General features: G+C 74.0%; 13 protein-coding genes. 10 read left to right on the top strand and 3 right to left on the bottom strand.

The features are described from left to right. The first annotated feature begins 112 nt into the window (after nt 1–112). Entirely contained in the window at nt 113–676 is a 564-nt protein-coding gene (locus tag AYX06_RS04790; RefSeq protein ID WP_062734820.1) for a hypothetical protein, read from the top strand. Between the two features lie 34 nt (nt 677–710). Here the strand turns inward: AYX06_RS04790 and AYX06_RS04785 are convergent, their stop codons facing one another. After that, the gene (locus AYX06_RS04785) at nt 711–926 is read right to left on the bottom strand and encodes a helix-turn-helix domain-containing protein (protein ID WP_047802457.1); all 216 of its coding nucleotides are present in this window, start codon (nt 924–926) and stop codon (nt 711–713) included. Nucleotides 927–1,157: 231 nt separating this feature from the next. Here AYX06_RS04785 and AYX06_RS04780 point away from each other — a divergent pair, with 231 nt between their 5' ends. From AYX06_RS04780 to AYX06_RS04770, 3 genes are read left to right on the top strand one after another with little or no spacing between them, the layout of a single operon-like run. Beyond that, nucleotides 1,158–1,811 carry an SAF domain-containing protein gene (locus AYX06_RS04780; RefSeq protein ID WP_062734819.1) on the top strand — a complete coding sequence of 218 codons (654 nt, stop codon included), beginning with the start codon at nt 1,158–1,160 and terminating at the stop codon, nt 1,809–1,811. After that, nucleotides 1,808–3,181 carry an AAA family ATPase gene (locus AYX06_RS04775; protein ID WP_232319394.1) on the top strand — a complete coding sequence of 458 codons (1,374 nt, stop codon included), beginning with the start codon at nt 1,808–1,810 and terminating at the stop codon, nt 3,179–3,181. Before AYX06_RS04780 ends, AYX06_RS04775 begins: the two co-directional genes overlap by 4 nt. Nucleotides 3,182–3,228: 47 nt before the next feature. Then, entirely contained in the window at nt 3,229–4,794 is a 1,566-nt protein-coding gene (locus AYX06_RS04770; protein ID WP_062734817.1) for a sensor histidine kinase, read from the top strand. Nucleotides 4,795–4,866: 72 nt separating this feature from the next. Here AYX06_RS04770 and AYX06_RS04765 read toward each other — a convergent pair whose 3' ends face one another. Beyond that, a complete protein-coding gene (locus AYX06_RS04765; protein ID WP_017833636.1) occupies nt 4,867–5,115 on the bottom strand; it encodes a WhiB family transcriptional regulator in 249 nt (82 codons plus the stop codon). 312 nt (nt 5,116–5,427) lie between these two features. Between AYX06_RS04765 and AYX06_RS04760 the strand changes: the two genes are divergently transcribed. The 6 genes from AYX06_RS04760 to AYX06_RS04735 all read left to right on the top strand — a co-directional run bounded on the left by AYX06_RS04760 (nt 5,428) and on the right by AYX06_RS04735 (nt 12,036). Beyond that, nucleotides 5,428–5,826, top strand: coding sequence for a hypothetical protein (locus AYX06_RS04760; protein ID WP_062734816.1), 399 nt, complete (start codon nt 5,428–5,430; stop codon nt 5,824–5,826). A gap of 110 nt (nt 5,827–5,936) precedes the next feature. Further along, on the top strand, nt 5,937–7,115 hold the full coding sequence (locus tag AYX06_RS04755; protein WP_062734815.1) for a glycosyltransferase family 4 protein: 1,179 nt from the start codon (nt 5,937–5,939) through the stop codon (nt 7,113–7,115). A gap of 103 nt (nt 7,116–7,218) precedes the next feature. Beyond that, nucleotides 7,219–8,406 (top strand): UDP-galactopyranose mutase, encoded by a 1,188-nt coding sequence (gene glf / locus AYX06_RS04750; protein WP_062734814.1) that lies wholly within the window; start codon nt 7,219–7,221, stop codon nt 8,404–8,406. Then, on the top strand, nt 8,403–10,406 hold the full coding sequence (locus AYX06_RS04745; RefSeq protein WP_062734813.1) for a glycosyltransferase: 2,004 nt from the start codon (nt 8,403–8,405) through the stop codon (nt 10,404–10,406). Before glf ends, AYX06_RS04745 begins: the two co-directional genes overlap by 4 nt. Beyond that, a complete protein-coding gene (locus tag AYX06_RS04740; RefSeq protein ID WP_062734812.1) occupies nt 10,406–11,266 on the top strand; it encodes an ABC transporter permease in 861 nt (286 codons plus the stop codon). The genes AYX06_RS04745 and AYX06_RS04740 overlap by 1 nt, the downstream gene beginning before the upstream one ends. 2 nt (nt 11,267–11,268) lie before the next feature. Further along, nucleotides 11,269–12,036: an ABC transporter ATP-binding protein gene (locus AYX06_RS04735; protein WP_062734811.1), complete on the top strand. Its 768-nt coding sequence runs from the start codon at nt 11,269–11,271 to the stop codon at nt 12,034–12,036. Nucleotides 12,037–12,112: 76 nt separating this feature from the next. Here the strand turns inward: AYX06_RS04735 and AYX06_RS04730 are convergent, their stop codons facing one another. Beyond that, nucleotides 12,113–14,185 carry a DUF6541 family protein gene (locus AYX06_RS04730; RefSeq protein ID WP_062734810.1) on the bottom strand — a complete coding sequence of 691 codons (2,073 nt, stop codon included), beginning with the start codon at nt 14,183–14,185 and terminating at the stop codon, nt 12,113–12,115. Between the last annotated feature and the right edge of the window lie 20 nt (nt 14,186–14,205).

The raw sequence follows: 14,205 nt of genomic DNA, 5'->3' as shown, positions 1-14,205 counted from the left end.
GTAAAGACCCCGCGTCCTGCGGTGGACACGGACCTGCTTGACGGCCGTGCGGGGCGGTCCTAGGTTGAGGGCCTGCCCGGCCGGAGGCGCCGGGCGCCGGAGGGAGGGCCGGATGCGCTGGGAGCAGCTGTTCGCGGACATGGAGGCCCAGCTGGCCGCTGCGGGCCAGCAGGCCCTCGAGGCGGAGGCCGCCGAGCAGGCCCGGGCCGAGTACGCGCGGGTGCAGCTGGCGGACCGCCTGCGCCGGCGGCGCGGCGAACCGGTGCGGGCGCTGCTGGCCGGCTCCGTTCCGGTCGAGGGGCGGGTGCGGGCGCTGGGCGCCGGGTGGGTCGCTCTCGAGGACCGGGGGGCTGAGCACCTCGTGCCGCTGGGCGCGGTGCTGTGGTGGGAGTCCCTGGGCCGGGGCTGGCAACCGGCCACGGACGTGCTGACCGTGCGCCTGGGGCTGGCCCACGCGCTGCGGGCGCTCGCCCGGGGACGGGCCCGGGTGCGGATCCGGCTCGTCGGCGGCGGCGCCCTGGGGGAGCTCGACGGGACCATCGACGGGGTGGGCGCCGACTTCGTGGACCTGGCCCTGCACCCGGACGACGACTACCGCAGGCGGGGCAGCGTGACCGCCTCGCGGGCGGTGCCCTTCTCGGCCCTGGTCTGCGTCTCCTCGCTCACCGGAGCGTGAGCGCCGCGCCGGAGCGGCACCGCGCGGGCGCCGGTCAGTCCAGGGAGCCGGAGCGCACGGCCTCCGCGGTGCGCTCGTAGCCGCGCGCGATGTACTCCTCCAGCTTGGCCGTCTCCACCCGCCACTGACCGCGCCCGCCCACCTGGATGGCCGGCAGCTCCCCGCTGCGCACCAGGGCTCTCGCCTGCGTGGCCGAGATGTTGAGGATCTCGGCGACGTCGGCCAGGGTCAGGAAGCGCTGCTGCGCCATGCTCCGCCTCCTCGCACGTCGTTGCTCGTCCGTCCCAGTCTGCCACCGAACGCCCGTCGCCGGGTGGCCGTCCACACGGGAGGACGCCCCGCCCCGGGAACCCCTGCGGGGCGGGTGCGGGCCTGTCCCCAGTTGTGCACCGGGCTGTTCCCGTGGTCGTGCCGCAGGGGCAGAATGTGGGCGACGAGCGCGGCGCCACGGCCCGCCCACGCAGGAGGAAGGCGGTCGCCGATGAGCGGCACGGTCAGGGGCGCGGACACCGCGTCGGCCCGGTTCAGGAAGCCGACCTGGAAGGATCCGCGGCTGCTCACCGGGCTGCTGCTCGTGCTGCTGTCCGTCGCCGGGGTCACCGCGGTGGTGACGGCCACCAACCGCACGGACCCCTTTCTGGCCGCGGCTCGCGACCTCGAGGTCGGGCAGGCCGTGACCGAGGACGACGTCGTGGCCGTGGACGTCCGCCTCCAGGACGCCGCCGACCTGTACGTCCCGGCGGGCGCCGCCCCCGCCCCGGGCACGGTGGCGACGCAGCGGATCCCTCAGGGCCAGCTGCTGCCGGGGGCCGCCCTCGGCACCGCCGACCGGCTCGATCGCAAGCCGGTCGCGGTGCCCGTCGAGCACCCGCTGCCCGAGGACGCCGCTGCGGGCTCGCGCGTCGACGTGTGGGTCGCGGCCCAGAAGCCCTCCGGCCGCGGCCACGAGTCCGCGCGCCTGCTGCTGCCCGCCGCGGAGATCGCCTCGGTCTCCGCGGAGGAGACCGCTCTGGGGGCGGGCCGCGGCACGGTGGTGCACGTGCTCGTCGAGGACGGCCCGATGGAGGACGTCGTGGACGCCCTGGGCAACGACGCCCGGGTCACGCTCGTGTGGAACCCGGCGGGCGCGCCGTGACCGGACTGCCGGTCATGGCCCTCGGGATCTCCACGTGGCCCCTGGTCGACGGCATCGAGCGGCTGCACGGGCCCGTCACGGTGGTCCGGCGCTGCCTGGACCTCACCGAGCTCCTGGCGGCGGCGCGGGCGGGACTCGGCCGGGCCGCCCTGGTCGCGGAGGGCGCCGAGGAGCTGACCGCCAGCCTGCTCGAGCAGGTCCGGCTCGGCGGAGCGGTGCTGCTGGTGCTCGAGGGACACGACCACCGCCGGCTCGCGGGGCTCGGCGCCGTGGTCGTCCCGGAACGAGCGGGTCCGGCCGACGCCGCGCGCCTGGTGGAGGAGGCGGTGTCCGCCGCGGCGGACGCACCGAGCGTTGCCGGCTACGCCGACGTCGCCGCGCAGACGACGCAGCGGCAGGCCGCCGTCGGCGAGGCCGCCGACGGGTCGGTCACCGGGCCCGAACCGGCCCCGCCCGGCGCGGAGCCGCCGGGCCCGCCCCGGTCCGGGCGGATCGTGGCGGTGTGGGGGCCCACCGGGGCCCCCGGCCGCACGACCGTGGCGGTCAACCTCGCGGCGGAGCTCGCGCTGCTCGGCGAGGACGCGGCGCTGGCCGACGCCGACACCTACGGGCCGTCGGTGGCCGCCGCCCTGGGGATGCTGGACGAGGCCGCCGGGCTCGCCCAGGCCTGCCGCCTGGCCGACCAGGGCCGGCTCGACGGCCCCGCGCTGCGCCGGACCGCGGCCGACGTGGCGGTCGCGGGGCGGACCGTGCGAGTGCTCACCGGCCTCACCCGTCAGGACCGGTGGCCGGAGCTGCGCTCGGGAGCGGTGGCGACGGTCCTGGAGCGCTGCGCCCAGGAGTTCGGGACGACCGTCGTGGACTGCGGCTTCGCGCTGGAGGCCGACGAGGAGCTCACCGTGGACACGATGGCGCCCCGCCGGCACGCGGCGGCGCTGACGGTGCTGGAGCGGGCCGACGTGGTCGTGGCCGTGGGGGCGGCGGACGCCATCGGCGTCCCGCGGCTGGTCAAGGGGCTGCCCGACGTCGCCGCGGCGGCGCCGGGCGCCCGGCTCGTCGTCACGGTCAACAAGCTGCGCCGCTCCGCGGCGGGACGGGCCCCGGAACTGGGGGTCCGCGATGCGTGGGCCCGGTTCGGCCCCGGACCGGCCGTGGAGCACTTCGTGCCGTGGGACCCGGAGACCTTCGACGAGGCGCTGCTGGCGGGCGCGGTGCTGGCGGAGACCGCGGCCGGCTCGCCCGGGCGGGCGGCGCTGCGCCGGCTCGCCGCCGGGGTGCTCGCCGAGCCTGAGGGCGCGGACGCCGGCGGGGACCCGGTGGTGCGCGGTACTAGGCTGGGCGGCAGGATCGGGGCCTGGTTGCGCCGCTGATCCCGGGGGGCCGTCCGGTTTCCCCGCCCGCGACGACCGGAGGCGAAGTGGCGTTCACGGAACCCCTGAGGAACTGCGGGGACTTCGGTCCCGGCGACTACGAGTGGCTGCACCTGCTCGTGGGGGACTGGCAGCTCATCTCCGACCTCGCCTTCGGCGACCTCGTGCTGAGCTTCCCGGCGGACTACATCCCCTCCGCCGGCAGCGGCAACGGCCGGGGCATGCCCGCCCCGGGCAGCCCCTTCCGCGTCCTCGCCCACGTCCGCCCGGCGACCGGTCCCACCGTCTTCCACCAGGACATGGTCGGGGAGCTGATGCCCGAGGAGCTCACCGGGCCGCTGCGCGCGGCGTGGGTGGGGCGGCGGATCGAGCTGCTGCGCGCGGGCGGGGACGGGCCGGCCACGGGCGCCCAGGTCAAGATCGTCCCGCTCGTGCGCAACGGCCGCACCCTCGCCCTGCTGACCGTGCACACCGGGCGGCGGTCCGGGCAGGTGACCTCCCTGCAGGAGGTCGTCTACCGGGAGGCCGCGGACGCGCTGCTGCGGATGGCCAACGAGGGCCTGTGGCCGGACTTCTCGGCGCCCACGGGCTCCCGCCGCGGCGCGCCGCGGGTCGGGGACGGGGCCATCCGGATCGACGCCGACGACCGGGTGGCCTACGTCTCGCCCAACGCCGAGTCCGCGCTGCGCCGGCTGGGGATCGACGGAGAGCTGGTCGGCAAGCGCCTCATGGACGTCGTCCCGCCCGCGCTGGGTCCCGGCGTCGAACCGGACGAGACGCTCGCCCCGGTGCTCAGCGGGCGCACCGCCTGGCGCACCGAGGTGGAGGGCGCGCGGGTGAGCGTCAACTTCCGCTCCGTGCCCCTGCGCGACCGGTCGGGCCGGCTGGGCGCCGTGCTGCTGTGCCGCGACGTCACCGAGCTGCGCCGCCGGGACCTGGAGCTGGTGTCGAAGGACGCGACCGTCCGGGAGATCCACCACCGGGTCAAGAACAACCTGCAGACGGTCTCCGCGCTGCTGCGGCTGCAGGCCCGGCGGATGACCACCGACGAGGCCCGGCACGGGCTCGAGCAGGCGATGCGCCGCGTGGCGACGATCGCCATGGTGCACGAGACGCTCTCGCAGGGCTTCTCGCAGAACGTGGACTTCGACGAGCTCATCGAGCGGCAGTTCCGGCTCGCCGCGGAGGTGGCCGCCCCGGAGCAGTCGGTGCGCACGCGGATCATCGGGGAGTTCGGCGAGCTGCCGACCCGCCTGGCCACGCCCCTGGCCCTGGTCATCAACGAGCTGGTCACGAACGCGGTCGAGCACGGACTGGCCGGCCGGACCGGGACGGTGACCCTGGAGGCCTCCCGGGTGCCCGACGAGGAGGGCGCCGGCCAGCTGCTGGAGGTCGTGGTGAGCGACGACGGGGCGGGCATGGGCGCCGCCGTGATCGAGGAGTCCGGCGTGGGGGCGTTCCGGCGGGCCGACGTGGGGGAGGGCCTGGGGATGCAGATCGTGCGCACCCTCGTGGCCGGGGAGCTGGGCGGGTCGATCCACTGGTCCCCGCGCCAGGGAGGCGGCACCGAGGTCACGGTGCGGGCCCGTCTCGACGACCAGCCCGGCCCCTGACGACGGAGGACCGGGACCCCGTGGGGTCCCGGTCCTCGGGTGCCGCGGGCGTCCTCGTCCCGGGCGGGTGCCTCAGGAGGCGCGACGGGCGCGGGCGGCGCGGCGCTTGAGGGCGCGCCGCTCGTCCTCGCTCATCCCGCCCCAGACCCCGGCGTCCTGGCCGGACTCGAGGGCCCACTGGAGGCAGGTGTCCATCACGGGGCAGCTGCGGCACACGGCCTTGGCCTCCTCGATCTGGAGCAGAGCAGGTCCGGTGTTGCCCACGGGGAAGAACAGCTCGGGATCCTTCTCCAGGCATGCTGCGCGACTACGCCAATCCATGGTCAGCGATCGCTCCTTTCAAGGACGGGTCCCGGCGCACAGGGCAGAACGATCCTGCGGCAGGGGCGTCCGGGACAAGAGAAAAGGCCCACTCGCACGGGCCTTGTGAAGAACTGTCGTCCACCTTCCCACGCCGCGGGGTGGGGGACAAGGGGTTTGGGGCGCCGGTCACACCCGTGTCGGTGAGGTCTTCCTCACAGCCGGGCCCGGACGGGCGTCCCGCGGGCGTCCCCGCCGCCGCCCGGCGCACTATGGTGGCGGGGGAGCGCGGCAGCCCGCGCCCCGCCGCCCGGTCGGAAGGAGACCGTCACCATGTCCACCCCCTCCCGGGACGTGCGCCCGCGCGAGATCGCCGTGCTGGCCGGCACCGTGGTGCTGGAGGCCCTGGCCCTGGCCGTCGCCGGGCTGCGCCTGGTCTGGACCCTGCTCTTCGAGCAGCCCCTCACCGTGGGCGGGACGGTCTTCCTGGTGCTGGTGCTCCTCGGCGGCGCGCTGTGGCTGCTGCACGTGGGCCGCGGCCTGTGGCGCGGCTTCCGCTGGCCGCGGGCCGCGGCGCTGGTGGTCCAGCTGTTCGTGCTGGTGCTCGCCCTCCCGCTGCTCCAGGCCGGCCAGTGGGTCCTCGGCCTGGTCCTGGCGGCGCCGGCCGTCGTCGTGCTCCTCCTGCTGTTCCGCCCGGCGGTGCTCGCCTGGACGAGCCGCACCGTGCGGTAGGAGCGGGCCAGTACAGTGGGAGCGCCCGCGCCCGGCGTCGTCGTGCCCGGCCTCCGGACCCCCCGCCCTTGTCCCTGCCCGTCGAGAAGCTCCGAACAGGTGGTCTCCCCGTGACTCCCCGCCGCGTCGTCATCGTCAGCCGCATCTTCGCCCCCGAGCCGGCTGCCGCGTCCTTCCGGCTGCGCGCCCTGGCCCGGGGCCTCACCGAGCAGGGTGCGCAGGTGCGCGTCCTCACCACGCGACCGCCCGCGGGGACGGAGATCGAGCCCGAGCCCTATCCGGTGCGGCGCTGGCCGGTCCTGCGGGACCGGTTCGACTACGTGCGCGGCATCGTGCAGTACCTCAGCTTCGACGTCCCCGTGTTCTTCCGGCTGCTGCTCACCCGCGCCGACCTCGTGGTCAGCGAGCCGCCCCCCACCACCGGGATGGCCGTGCTCGCCGCCTCGGCGCTGCGGGGCCGGCCCTACGTCTGGTACGCGCCGGACATCTGGACGACCGCCGCGGAGAAGATGGACGTCTCCCCCCTGGTCAAGCGGGCCATGCGGGTCATGGAGACGCTCGCGGCGCGGCGGGCGGCCGGTGTGCTCACCGTCTCCGAGGCCATGGGACGGGAGCTGCAGTCCGTCACCGGCGTCGCGTGGGAGAAGGTGCTCGTGGCCGAGAACGGCATCGACACCGACGTCTTCCGGCCCGACGGCCCCGTGGCCGACCCCGGCGCCCCCTACTTCGTCTACGCCGGGTCGATGTCCGAGTGGCAGGGCGCGGACGTGTTCGTCCGCGCCCTCCCGCGGGTCCTCCGCGCCCATCCCGACGCGCAGCTGCGCTTCTTCGGCCGCGGCTCCGACATCGACCGGGTCGAGGAGATCGCCGCGCGCACGGCCCCCGGCCACGTCGTCTTCGAGGGGCTGCGTCCCGCCGCCGAGACCGCCGAGTGGACCCGCGGGGCCGTGGCGGCCCTGGGCGCCGTGCTGCCGAACATCGGCTACGACTTCACCAAGCCCACCAAGATCTACGCGGCCGCCGCGTGCGGCACCCCCGTCGTCTACGCCGGGACCGGCGTCGCCGCCGAGCTCGTGGAGGACAACGGCCTGGGCGCGGCCGTGGACCACGACGCGGACGCGGTGGCCGAGGCGATGATCGCCGCCCTGGACCGCCGGCGCGACCCGGCCCTCGCCGAGGAGAACGACCGGCTCCGGCGCCGGCGCGCGGACTGGGCGGCCCGGAACGCCTCCCTGGCGGCCTCCGGCCGCCTCGCCGCCGGGTGGCTGCTTCAGGGCTTCCCGGACTGATCAGGTACTTTGGTACGCAGCGCACGCCCGGCGCGCCCGTGCCTTCCCCCACCGGCCGGATGTCGGCCGGGCCCACCAGGACACCAATGTCAGGAGTTTGCCCGTGAACGCAGATCTCGTCGTCGTCGGGTCGGGCCTATTCGGCCTGACCGTGGCCGAGAGGGCCGCCAACGAGCTGGACCTCAACGTGGCCATCATCGACCGTCGCTCCCACATCGGGGGCAACGCCTACACGGAGAACGAGGAGCAGACCGGGATCGAGGTGCACCGCTACGGCGCCCACCTCTTCCACACCTCCAACGAGCGGGTCTGGGACTACGTCAACCGCTTCACCGACTTCACCGACTACGTCCACCGCGTCTACACCCGCCACCAGGACGAGGTCTTCCCCATGCCGATCAACCTCGGCACCATCAACCAGTTCTTCCGGGCGGCGTACTCGCCGGCGGAGGCGCGGGCGCTGATCCAGGAGCAGGCCGGGGAGCTCGCCGGGACGGACCCGCAGAACCTCAACGACAAGGGCATCCAGCTCATCGGCCGGCCCCTCTACGAGGCGTTCATCAAGCACTACACGGGCAAGCAGTGGCAGACCGACCCCAAGGACCTGCCCGCCTCGATCATCAACCGGCTGCCGGTGCGCTACACCTACGACAACCGGTACTTCAACGACAAGTACGAGGGCCTCCCGGTGGACGGCTACACCGCCTGGCTCGAGCGCATGGCCGACCACCCGAAGATCGACGTCCGCCTGGACACCGACTTCTTCGACGAGGGCCACGACTACTCCCGCTCCGCCGTCTCCGGGCAGGTGCCCGTGGTCTACACCGGCCCCGTGGACCGGTACTTCGACTACGCCGAGGGCGACCTCTCGTGGCGGACCATCGACCTGGAGCAGGAGGTCCTGCCGGTCGAGGACTTCCAGGGCGCGCCGGTGATGAACTACCCGGACGCCGACGTCCCGTTCACCCGGATCCTGGAGTTCCGCCACTTCTACCCGCAGCGCAACTACACCAAGGACGCCACGGTGATCATGCGGGAGTTCTCGCGCTTCGCCGAGAAGGGCGACGAGCCGTACTACCCGGTCAACACGTCCGTGGACCGCGAGAAGCTGCTGAAGTACCGGGACCTGGCCCGCGGCGAGGACAAGGTCCTCTTCGGGGGCCGGCTCGGCACCTACAAGTACCTCGACATGCACATGGCCATCGGCGCCGCCCTGTCCATGGTCGACAACAAGCTCAAGCCCCACTTCACCGGCGGGGCCTCCATCGAGAGCGGGGGAGTGGACGCGTGACCGCGACGACCCAGGACACCGACCGGACCGGCACCGCGGGCACCGCCCACCGGGTGCTGCAGGAGCTCGTCTTCCCGGCCAAGGACCGCGCCTCCACCCAGCCGCTCTACCTGGACACCCGGGCGGACACCGGCAGCTCCGTCCAGCAGGAGGACACGGGCGAGCAGCGCCCCCAGATCGTGGTCAACGTGGCCTCCGAGCCCGCCAGCTCGAGCGGGCTGACGATCCTCGGGCGCACCTCCGCGCGGGTGCGCGCCCGCAGCACCGTCTCCTTCGCCACGTACTTCAACGCGTTCCCGGCCAGCTACTGGCGGCACAACACGCACCTGCGCGAGGTCGTGCTGCGCGTGCGCACCACCGGCCGCGGCACGGTGAGCGTGCACAGCTCCAACGCCCGGGGCGAGTCCGTGCCCGTCTCCGTGCACGAGGTCGCCGGCGCCGAGCACGTCGTGGAGGCCGTGCTGCCGCTGAAGGCGTTCGCCGACGGCGGGTGGTACTGGTTCGACCTGGCCGCCGCCGACGAGGACCTCCAGCTGCTCGGCGCCCAGTGGCTGGGCGACGGCACGGGCGTCCCCGAGGGCACCGTGACGCTCCAGATCACCACCATGAACAAGCCGTCCTACTGCCTGACCAACGCCCGGCTGCTGGTCGAGCAGCAGGAGAACCTGCCGCAGGTCGAGCAGGTCGTGATCGTGGACCAGGGCAACCAGAAGGTCGTCGACGAGCCCGGCTTCGACGAGGTGCAGGAGCGCTTCGGCGACCGGCTGCGCGTGATCGACCAGGGCAACCTCGGCGGGGCCGGAGGCTTCGCGCGCGGGATGTACGAGGCCGTCCGCGCGGACAGCACCTACGTGCTGCTCATGGACGACGACGTGGAGATCGAGCCCGAGGCGGTGCGCCGGGTCAGCGTGTTCGCCGACTTCTGCAAGCGCCCCACACTGGTCGGCGGGCACATGATCGACCTGCTCAACCCCACGAAGATCCACAACTTCGGCGAGGCGATGGACCCGTACAGCTTCCAGTACGGGCCCGCGGGGGAGGGCGTCGAGCTGGGCCACGACTTCCGGCACAGCAGCCTGCGCAGCACGGCCTGGATGCACCGCCGCGTGGAGGTCGACTACAACGCGTGGTGGATGTGCCTGATCCCCACGCAGGTCATCCGCGAGATCGGCCTGGCCCTGCCCGTGTTCATCAAGTGGGACGACGTCGAGTACGGCATCCGCGCCAAGGCGGCCGGCTACCGGACCGTGTCCCTGCCGGGCGTGGCCGTGTGGCACCTGGCCTGGGCGGACAAGGACGACACGATCAGCTGGCAGGCGTACTTCCACAAGCGCAACCAGCTCGTGGCCGCGCTCCTGCACTCGCCGTTCGACCGGGGCGGGGAGGTCCTGGGACGCAACGGGGCCAAGGACCTCCGGCACCTGCTGTCCATGCAGTACTTCGCCGAGGAGGCCCGGGTGCTCGCCCTCCGCGACGTGCTGGCCGGGCCCGAGACGCTGCACGAGCTGCTGCCCCAGCGGATCCGCGACGTGCGCCGGCTGATGACCCAGCACACCGACGCCGTCTACCAGGCCGACATCGACGCCTACCCGGCGGTGGCCTCGGCCAAGCCGCTCCGCACCCGGCGGCTCTCCGCGCCGCACGGGGTGAAGATCCTCACCTCCACCGCGTCCGCCCTGGTGCGCCACCTCGCGGTGCGCCCCAAGGACGAGGCGGACCAGCACCCGCAGGTGCACCTGCCCTACCAGGACGCCCGCTGGTGGCGGCTCACCCGCTACGACAGCGCCCTGGTCTCGGCCTCGGACGGCACCGGCTACACCTGGTACAAGCGCTCGCCCCGGGAGGCCCGGGCCCTGCTGGCCGAGTCCCTGCGGCTGCACGCGCAGCTGGCCCTGCGCTGGCCGGAGCTCTCCCGGCGCTACCGGGAGGCCCTGCCGGAGGTGACCTCCATGGAGGCGTGGGAGGCGACCTTCCGCGAGCACTCGGAGATCGGCGTCTGATGGCAGCGCCCACGGTCGTCCGGAGGCCGTCCCCCGGGACGGGGCTGCCGGCGGTCTTCCGGCAGCGCTACCTGCTGAAGCTGCTGGTCGACAAGGAGCTGCAGATCCGCTACCGCGGCACGATCCTGGGGCTGCTGTGGTCCTACGTGAAGCCCGGCATCCAGTTCGTGGTCTTCTACGTGGCGCTGGGCATCTTCCTGGGCCTGGAGCGGGGGATGGAGAACTACGCCGTCTACCTGTTCTCCGGGATCATCCTGATCAACTTCTTCTCGGAGTCCTTCGGCAACGCCGCCCGCTCCATCGTGGCCAACGCCAGCCTGATCAAGAAGATCTACCTGCCGCGGCAGATGTTCCCGGTGGCCTCCGTGTGGGTGGCCGGGGTGCACCTGCTCCCGCAGCTGGTGGTGATGCTCGTGGCGTGCCTGATCGTGGGCTGGTCGCCCACCTGGATCTCCCTGCTGGCCGTCCCCGCCGCGCTGCTCATCGTGGGCCTGCTGGGGGCGGGGCTGGGCATGGTCTTCGGCGCGGCGAACGTCTTCTTCCGCGACGCCGAGAACTTCGTGGACCTGATCGTGATGGTCAGCACCTGGTCCGCCCCGGTGCTCTACGCGTGGACGATGGTGCGCGACGTGCTGGGCCCGGTGTGGTTCGCCGGGTTCATGCTCAACCCGCTGACCGTGGCCGTGGAGCTCTCCCACGCGGCGTTCTGGCTGCCGACCACCAGCCCCGGCGCCCACGCGGTGCCGCCGAACCTGTTCTCCCTGTGGACGCCCGCCGCGCTGGTCGTGGTCGCGGTGATCATGTTCCTGGGCGACCTGACCTTCCGCCGGCTCGAGGGCCGGTTCGCGCAGGAGCTGTGACGATGAGCACTGACCGCACCGTCCCGCCGGCCGAGCCCGCCGTGGTCGCCCGGCACCTGGCCAAGGAGTTCTCGCTGCGCCACGCCCGCTCCCTCAAGGAGACGGTGATGTGGCTCGCGCGGGGCCGGCGCCAGGACATCTCCAACCGCTTCCGCGCCCTGGAGGACCTCACCCTCAGCATCCGGCCGGGCGAGAGCGTGGCCCTCGTGGGGCTCAACGGCTCCGGGAAGTCCACGTTCCTCAAGCTGGTCTCCGGCGTGATGAGCCCCGACGGCGGCTCGCTGGAGGTCAACGGGCGCGTGGCGGGGCTGATCGAGGTGGGGGCCGGCTTCCACCCGGACCTCACCGGCCGGGACAACGTGTACCTCAACGGCGCGATCCTCGGGATGACGAAGGAGGAGATCGACCGGAAGTTCGACCAGATCGTCGCCTTCTCCGAGATCGAGCAGTTCATCGACACCGAGGTGAAGTTCTACTCCTCGGGCATGTACCTGCGCCTGGCCTTCGCCGTGGCCGTGTTCACCGACCCGGACATCTTCATCATCGACGAGATCCTCTCGGTCGGCGACGAGCCCTTCCAGCGCAAGAGCCTGGGGCGGGTCCGGGAGCTCTCGGAGGAGGGCAAGACCCTCCTGGTGGTCAGCCACGACTTCGACGTGGTCCGCAAGGTCTGCGACCGCGGGGTGTGGATCGAGCACGGCCGGGTCCGCAGCGACGGACCCATCGACGAGGTCATCGAGCAGTTCCGCGCCTCGGAGAACGCCGGCTGACGCGGTCCTCCGGCACGGACGACGGGCCGCCCAGCTCCTCCCGGAGCCGGGCGGCCCGTTCTCGTCCGCCCCGGGCTCAGGGCGCGTCGCAGCCGACGACCTCGTAGAGCGCCGCCGGGCCCTCGCGCTCGACGAGGGCGAGGCCGGGGGCGCCCGCGGGGTCGACGGCGTTGAGGCCCGAGTAGTCCCGGGCCTGCTGGGCGTGCGGGATGATGAACTGGGTGCCGAAGTCCAGCACCCAGCGGACGTCGAGCTCCTCGGCGGCCGCGCAGGCCGGGGTGCCCGGGGCGGCGTCGCCGATGCCCGTGGCGAGGGCGTGCAGCTCCGGGTCCAGGGCGCGCAGCTCGGTGTCGGGCGACTCGACGTGGTACTGGGTCACGGGCCGGTCCGCGACCGCGTAGGCCAGGGACCCGCCGTTCCAGGGATTGACCGCGATGACGTCCCCCGGTTCGGTGAGCTCGTCGAGGTCCTGCAGCAGCTCGTACTCCGCCTGGTTGAGGATGCTCTCCGGGCCCTCCCACGCGTAGTACTGCTTGCCCCAGCGGGTCGCCTGCGTCAGCGACTCGACCTGGGAGTACGGCACCGCCAGACCCAGCAGCACGAGCGCCGCGACGGGGTAGGCCGCACGGGCGGCCCGGGGCCGGCCGGCGAAGGAGGCGAGCGCCGTCCCGGCCGCCGCGAGACCGGCCACCACGTGCGCGGCCCCGAAGGCGATGAGCGGCACCGCGGTCAGGGGCAGGGTGGCCGCCAGCCGGTAGGAGTCGGTGTACCACCCGCCCACGAGCCACTGCCGGGCCGGGCCCTCCTCGCCCGCGGCCGCCACGGCGTAGAGGTACACGAGCACCAGGTGCGCGACCACCAGCCAGCGCAGCCTCCGCCGGGCGACGGCCGCGTAGACCCCCGCCGCGGTGAGCACCACGAGCACCCAGGGAACGTCCTCCCGGCCGTTGGCGCCGTAGAGCAGGGCCTCGCCGGCCGCCCGCGCCACGGTGGTGGACGGCTCCCACACGAACGAGGTGGTCAGCACGTTCCACAGCAGCAGCCACGCGGTGACCGCGACGACCGCGACCGCCGCGAGCCCGAGCGACGGCCCGAGCCGCCGGGCGCCGGCCGCGGCCCGGAAGCCCAGCCACCAGGCCGTGGCCGCCAGCGGCACGGCGACCACGAGCAGGGCCAGGAACGCGTTGGGCTGGGAGACGAACAGCGCGCCGAGGGTGACCACGAGGCTGGCGGCCAGGCGGACCCGGCCGGCGGCGTCCGGGGTGCGCGCCGTCCGGTCCGCGGTCACCCCCGGGCCCAGCAGCCGCACGAACAGCCCGAGGGAGACCGGGACGATCGCCAGGGCGAGGATGTTGGGGAAGAGCGGCCCCCAGGCCATCAGGCCCAGCGGGAAGACGCTGAACCCGGCGGCGGCCGTGCCGGCGGCCACGGCGGCGACCGCGGACGAGCCCACGAGGCAGCGCACGAGGAAGATGCACGAGGCCGGCCACACCACCCCGGCCACCGCGAGCAGGGTCAGGTTGTGGGCGACGAGCACGCTGTCACCGCTCAGCGGCACCACCAGGGACGCCAGCTGGTGCCACGCCGCCGGGTACAGGGCGACGGCGCTGTCCGGGTTCACCAGCCGGTTCAGGGTCAGGGTCGAGCCGTTGCCCGTCTCCACGACGTAGCGGATCGCGTTGAGGTGGAAGATGTTGTCCCAGCGCTGGGCCATGGCGTCCGGGGCACCGATCACGGACGCCAGCCGGCGCAGCAGGAGGACCGCGCCGATCACGAGGCCGGCCGCGGCCCCGGCGGGGAACAGCCAGCGGCGGTGCGCGCCGAAGCGGGCCTCCGGGTCTGCCGGATCGGGCACCGCGGCGGAGGAGCCGGCCGCGTGCCCGCCCCGCGGGATCAGCCGCCCCACCAGCCAGGCCAGCCCCGTCAGCACCACGGCGGCCAGCACCTGGGAGAGCACCCCGTAGGGGACGCCGACGAGGTCCAGCACCACTCCCGTGAGCCCGACGACGGCGACGCTGAAGGCCGGGGCGGTCAGCAGGGTCCGGCCGCCGCGCTGCCCGAAGGCCCACAGCAGGGCCAGCCCGGGCAGCCACAGGAACGCCAGCAGGACCAGGAACGCCGGGAGGTGCGGCCACCAGTCCGTCAGCACGTCGGTCCTGCGGAGCTCGG

The sequence above is a fragment of the Kocuria turfanensis genome, from assembly GCF_001580365.1.
Taxonomy (GTDB): Bacteria; Actinomycetota; Actinomycetes; order Actinomycetales; family Micrococcaceae; genus Kocuria; species Kocuria turfanensis.
This window is presented reverse-complemented; position numbering and strand designations above follow the sequence as displayed.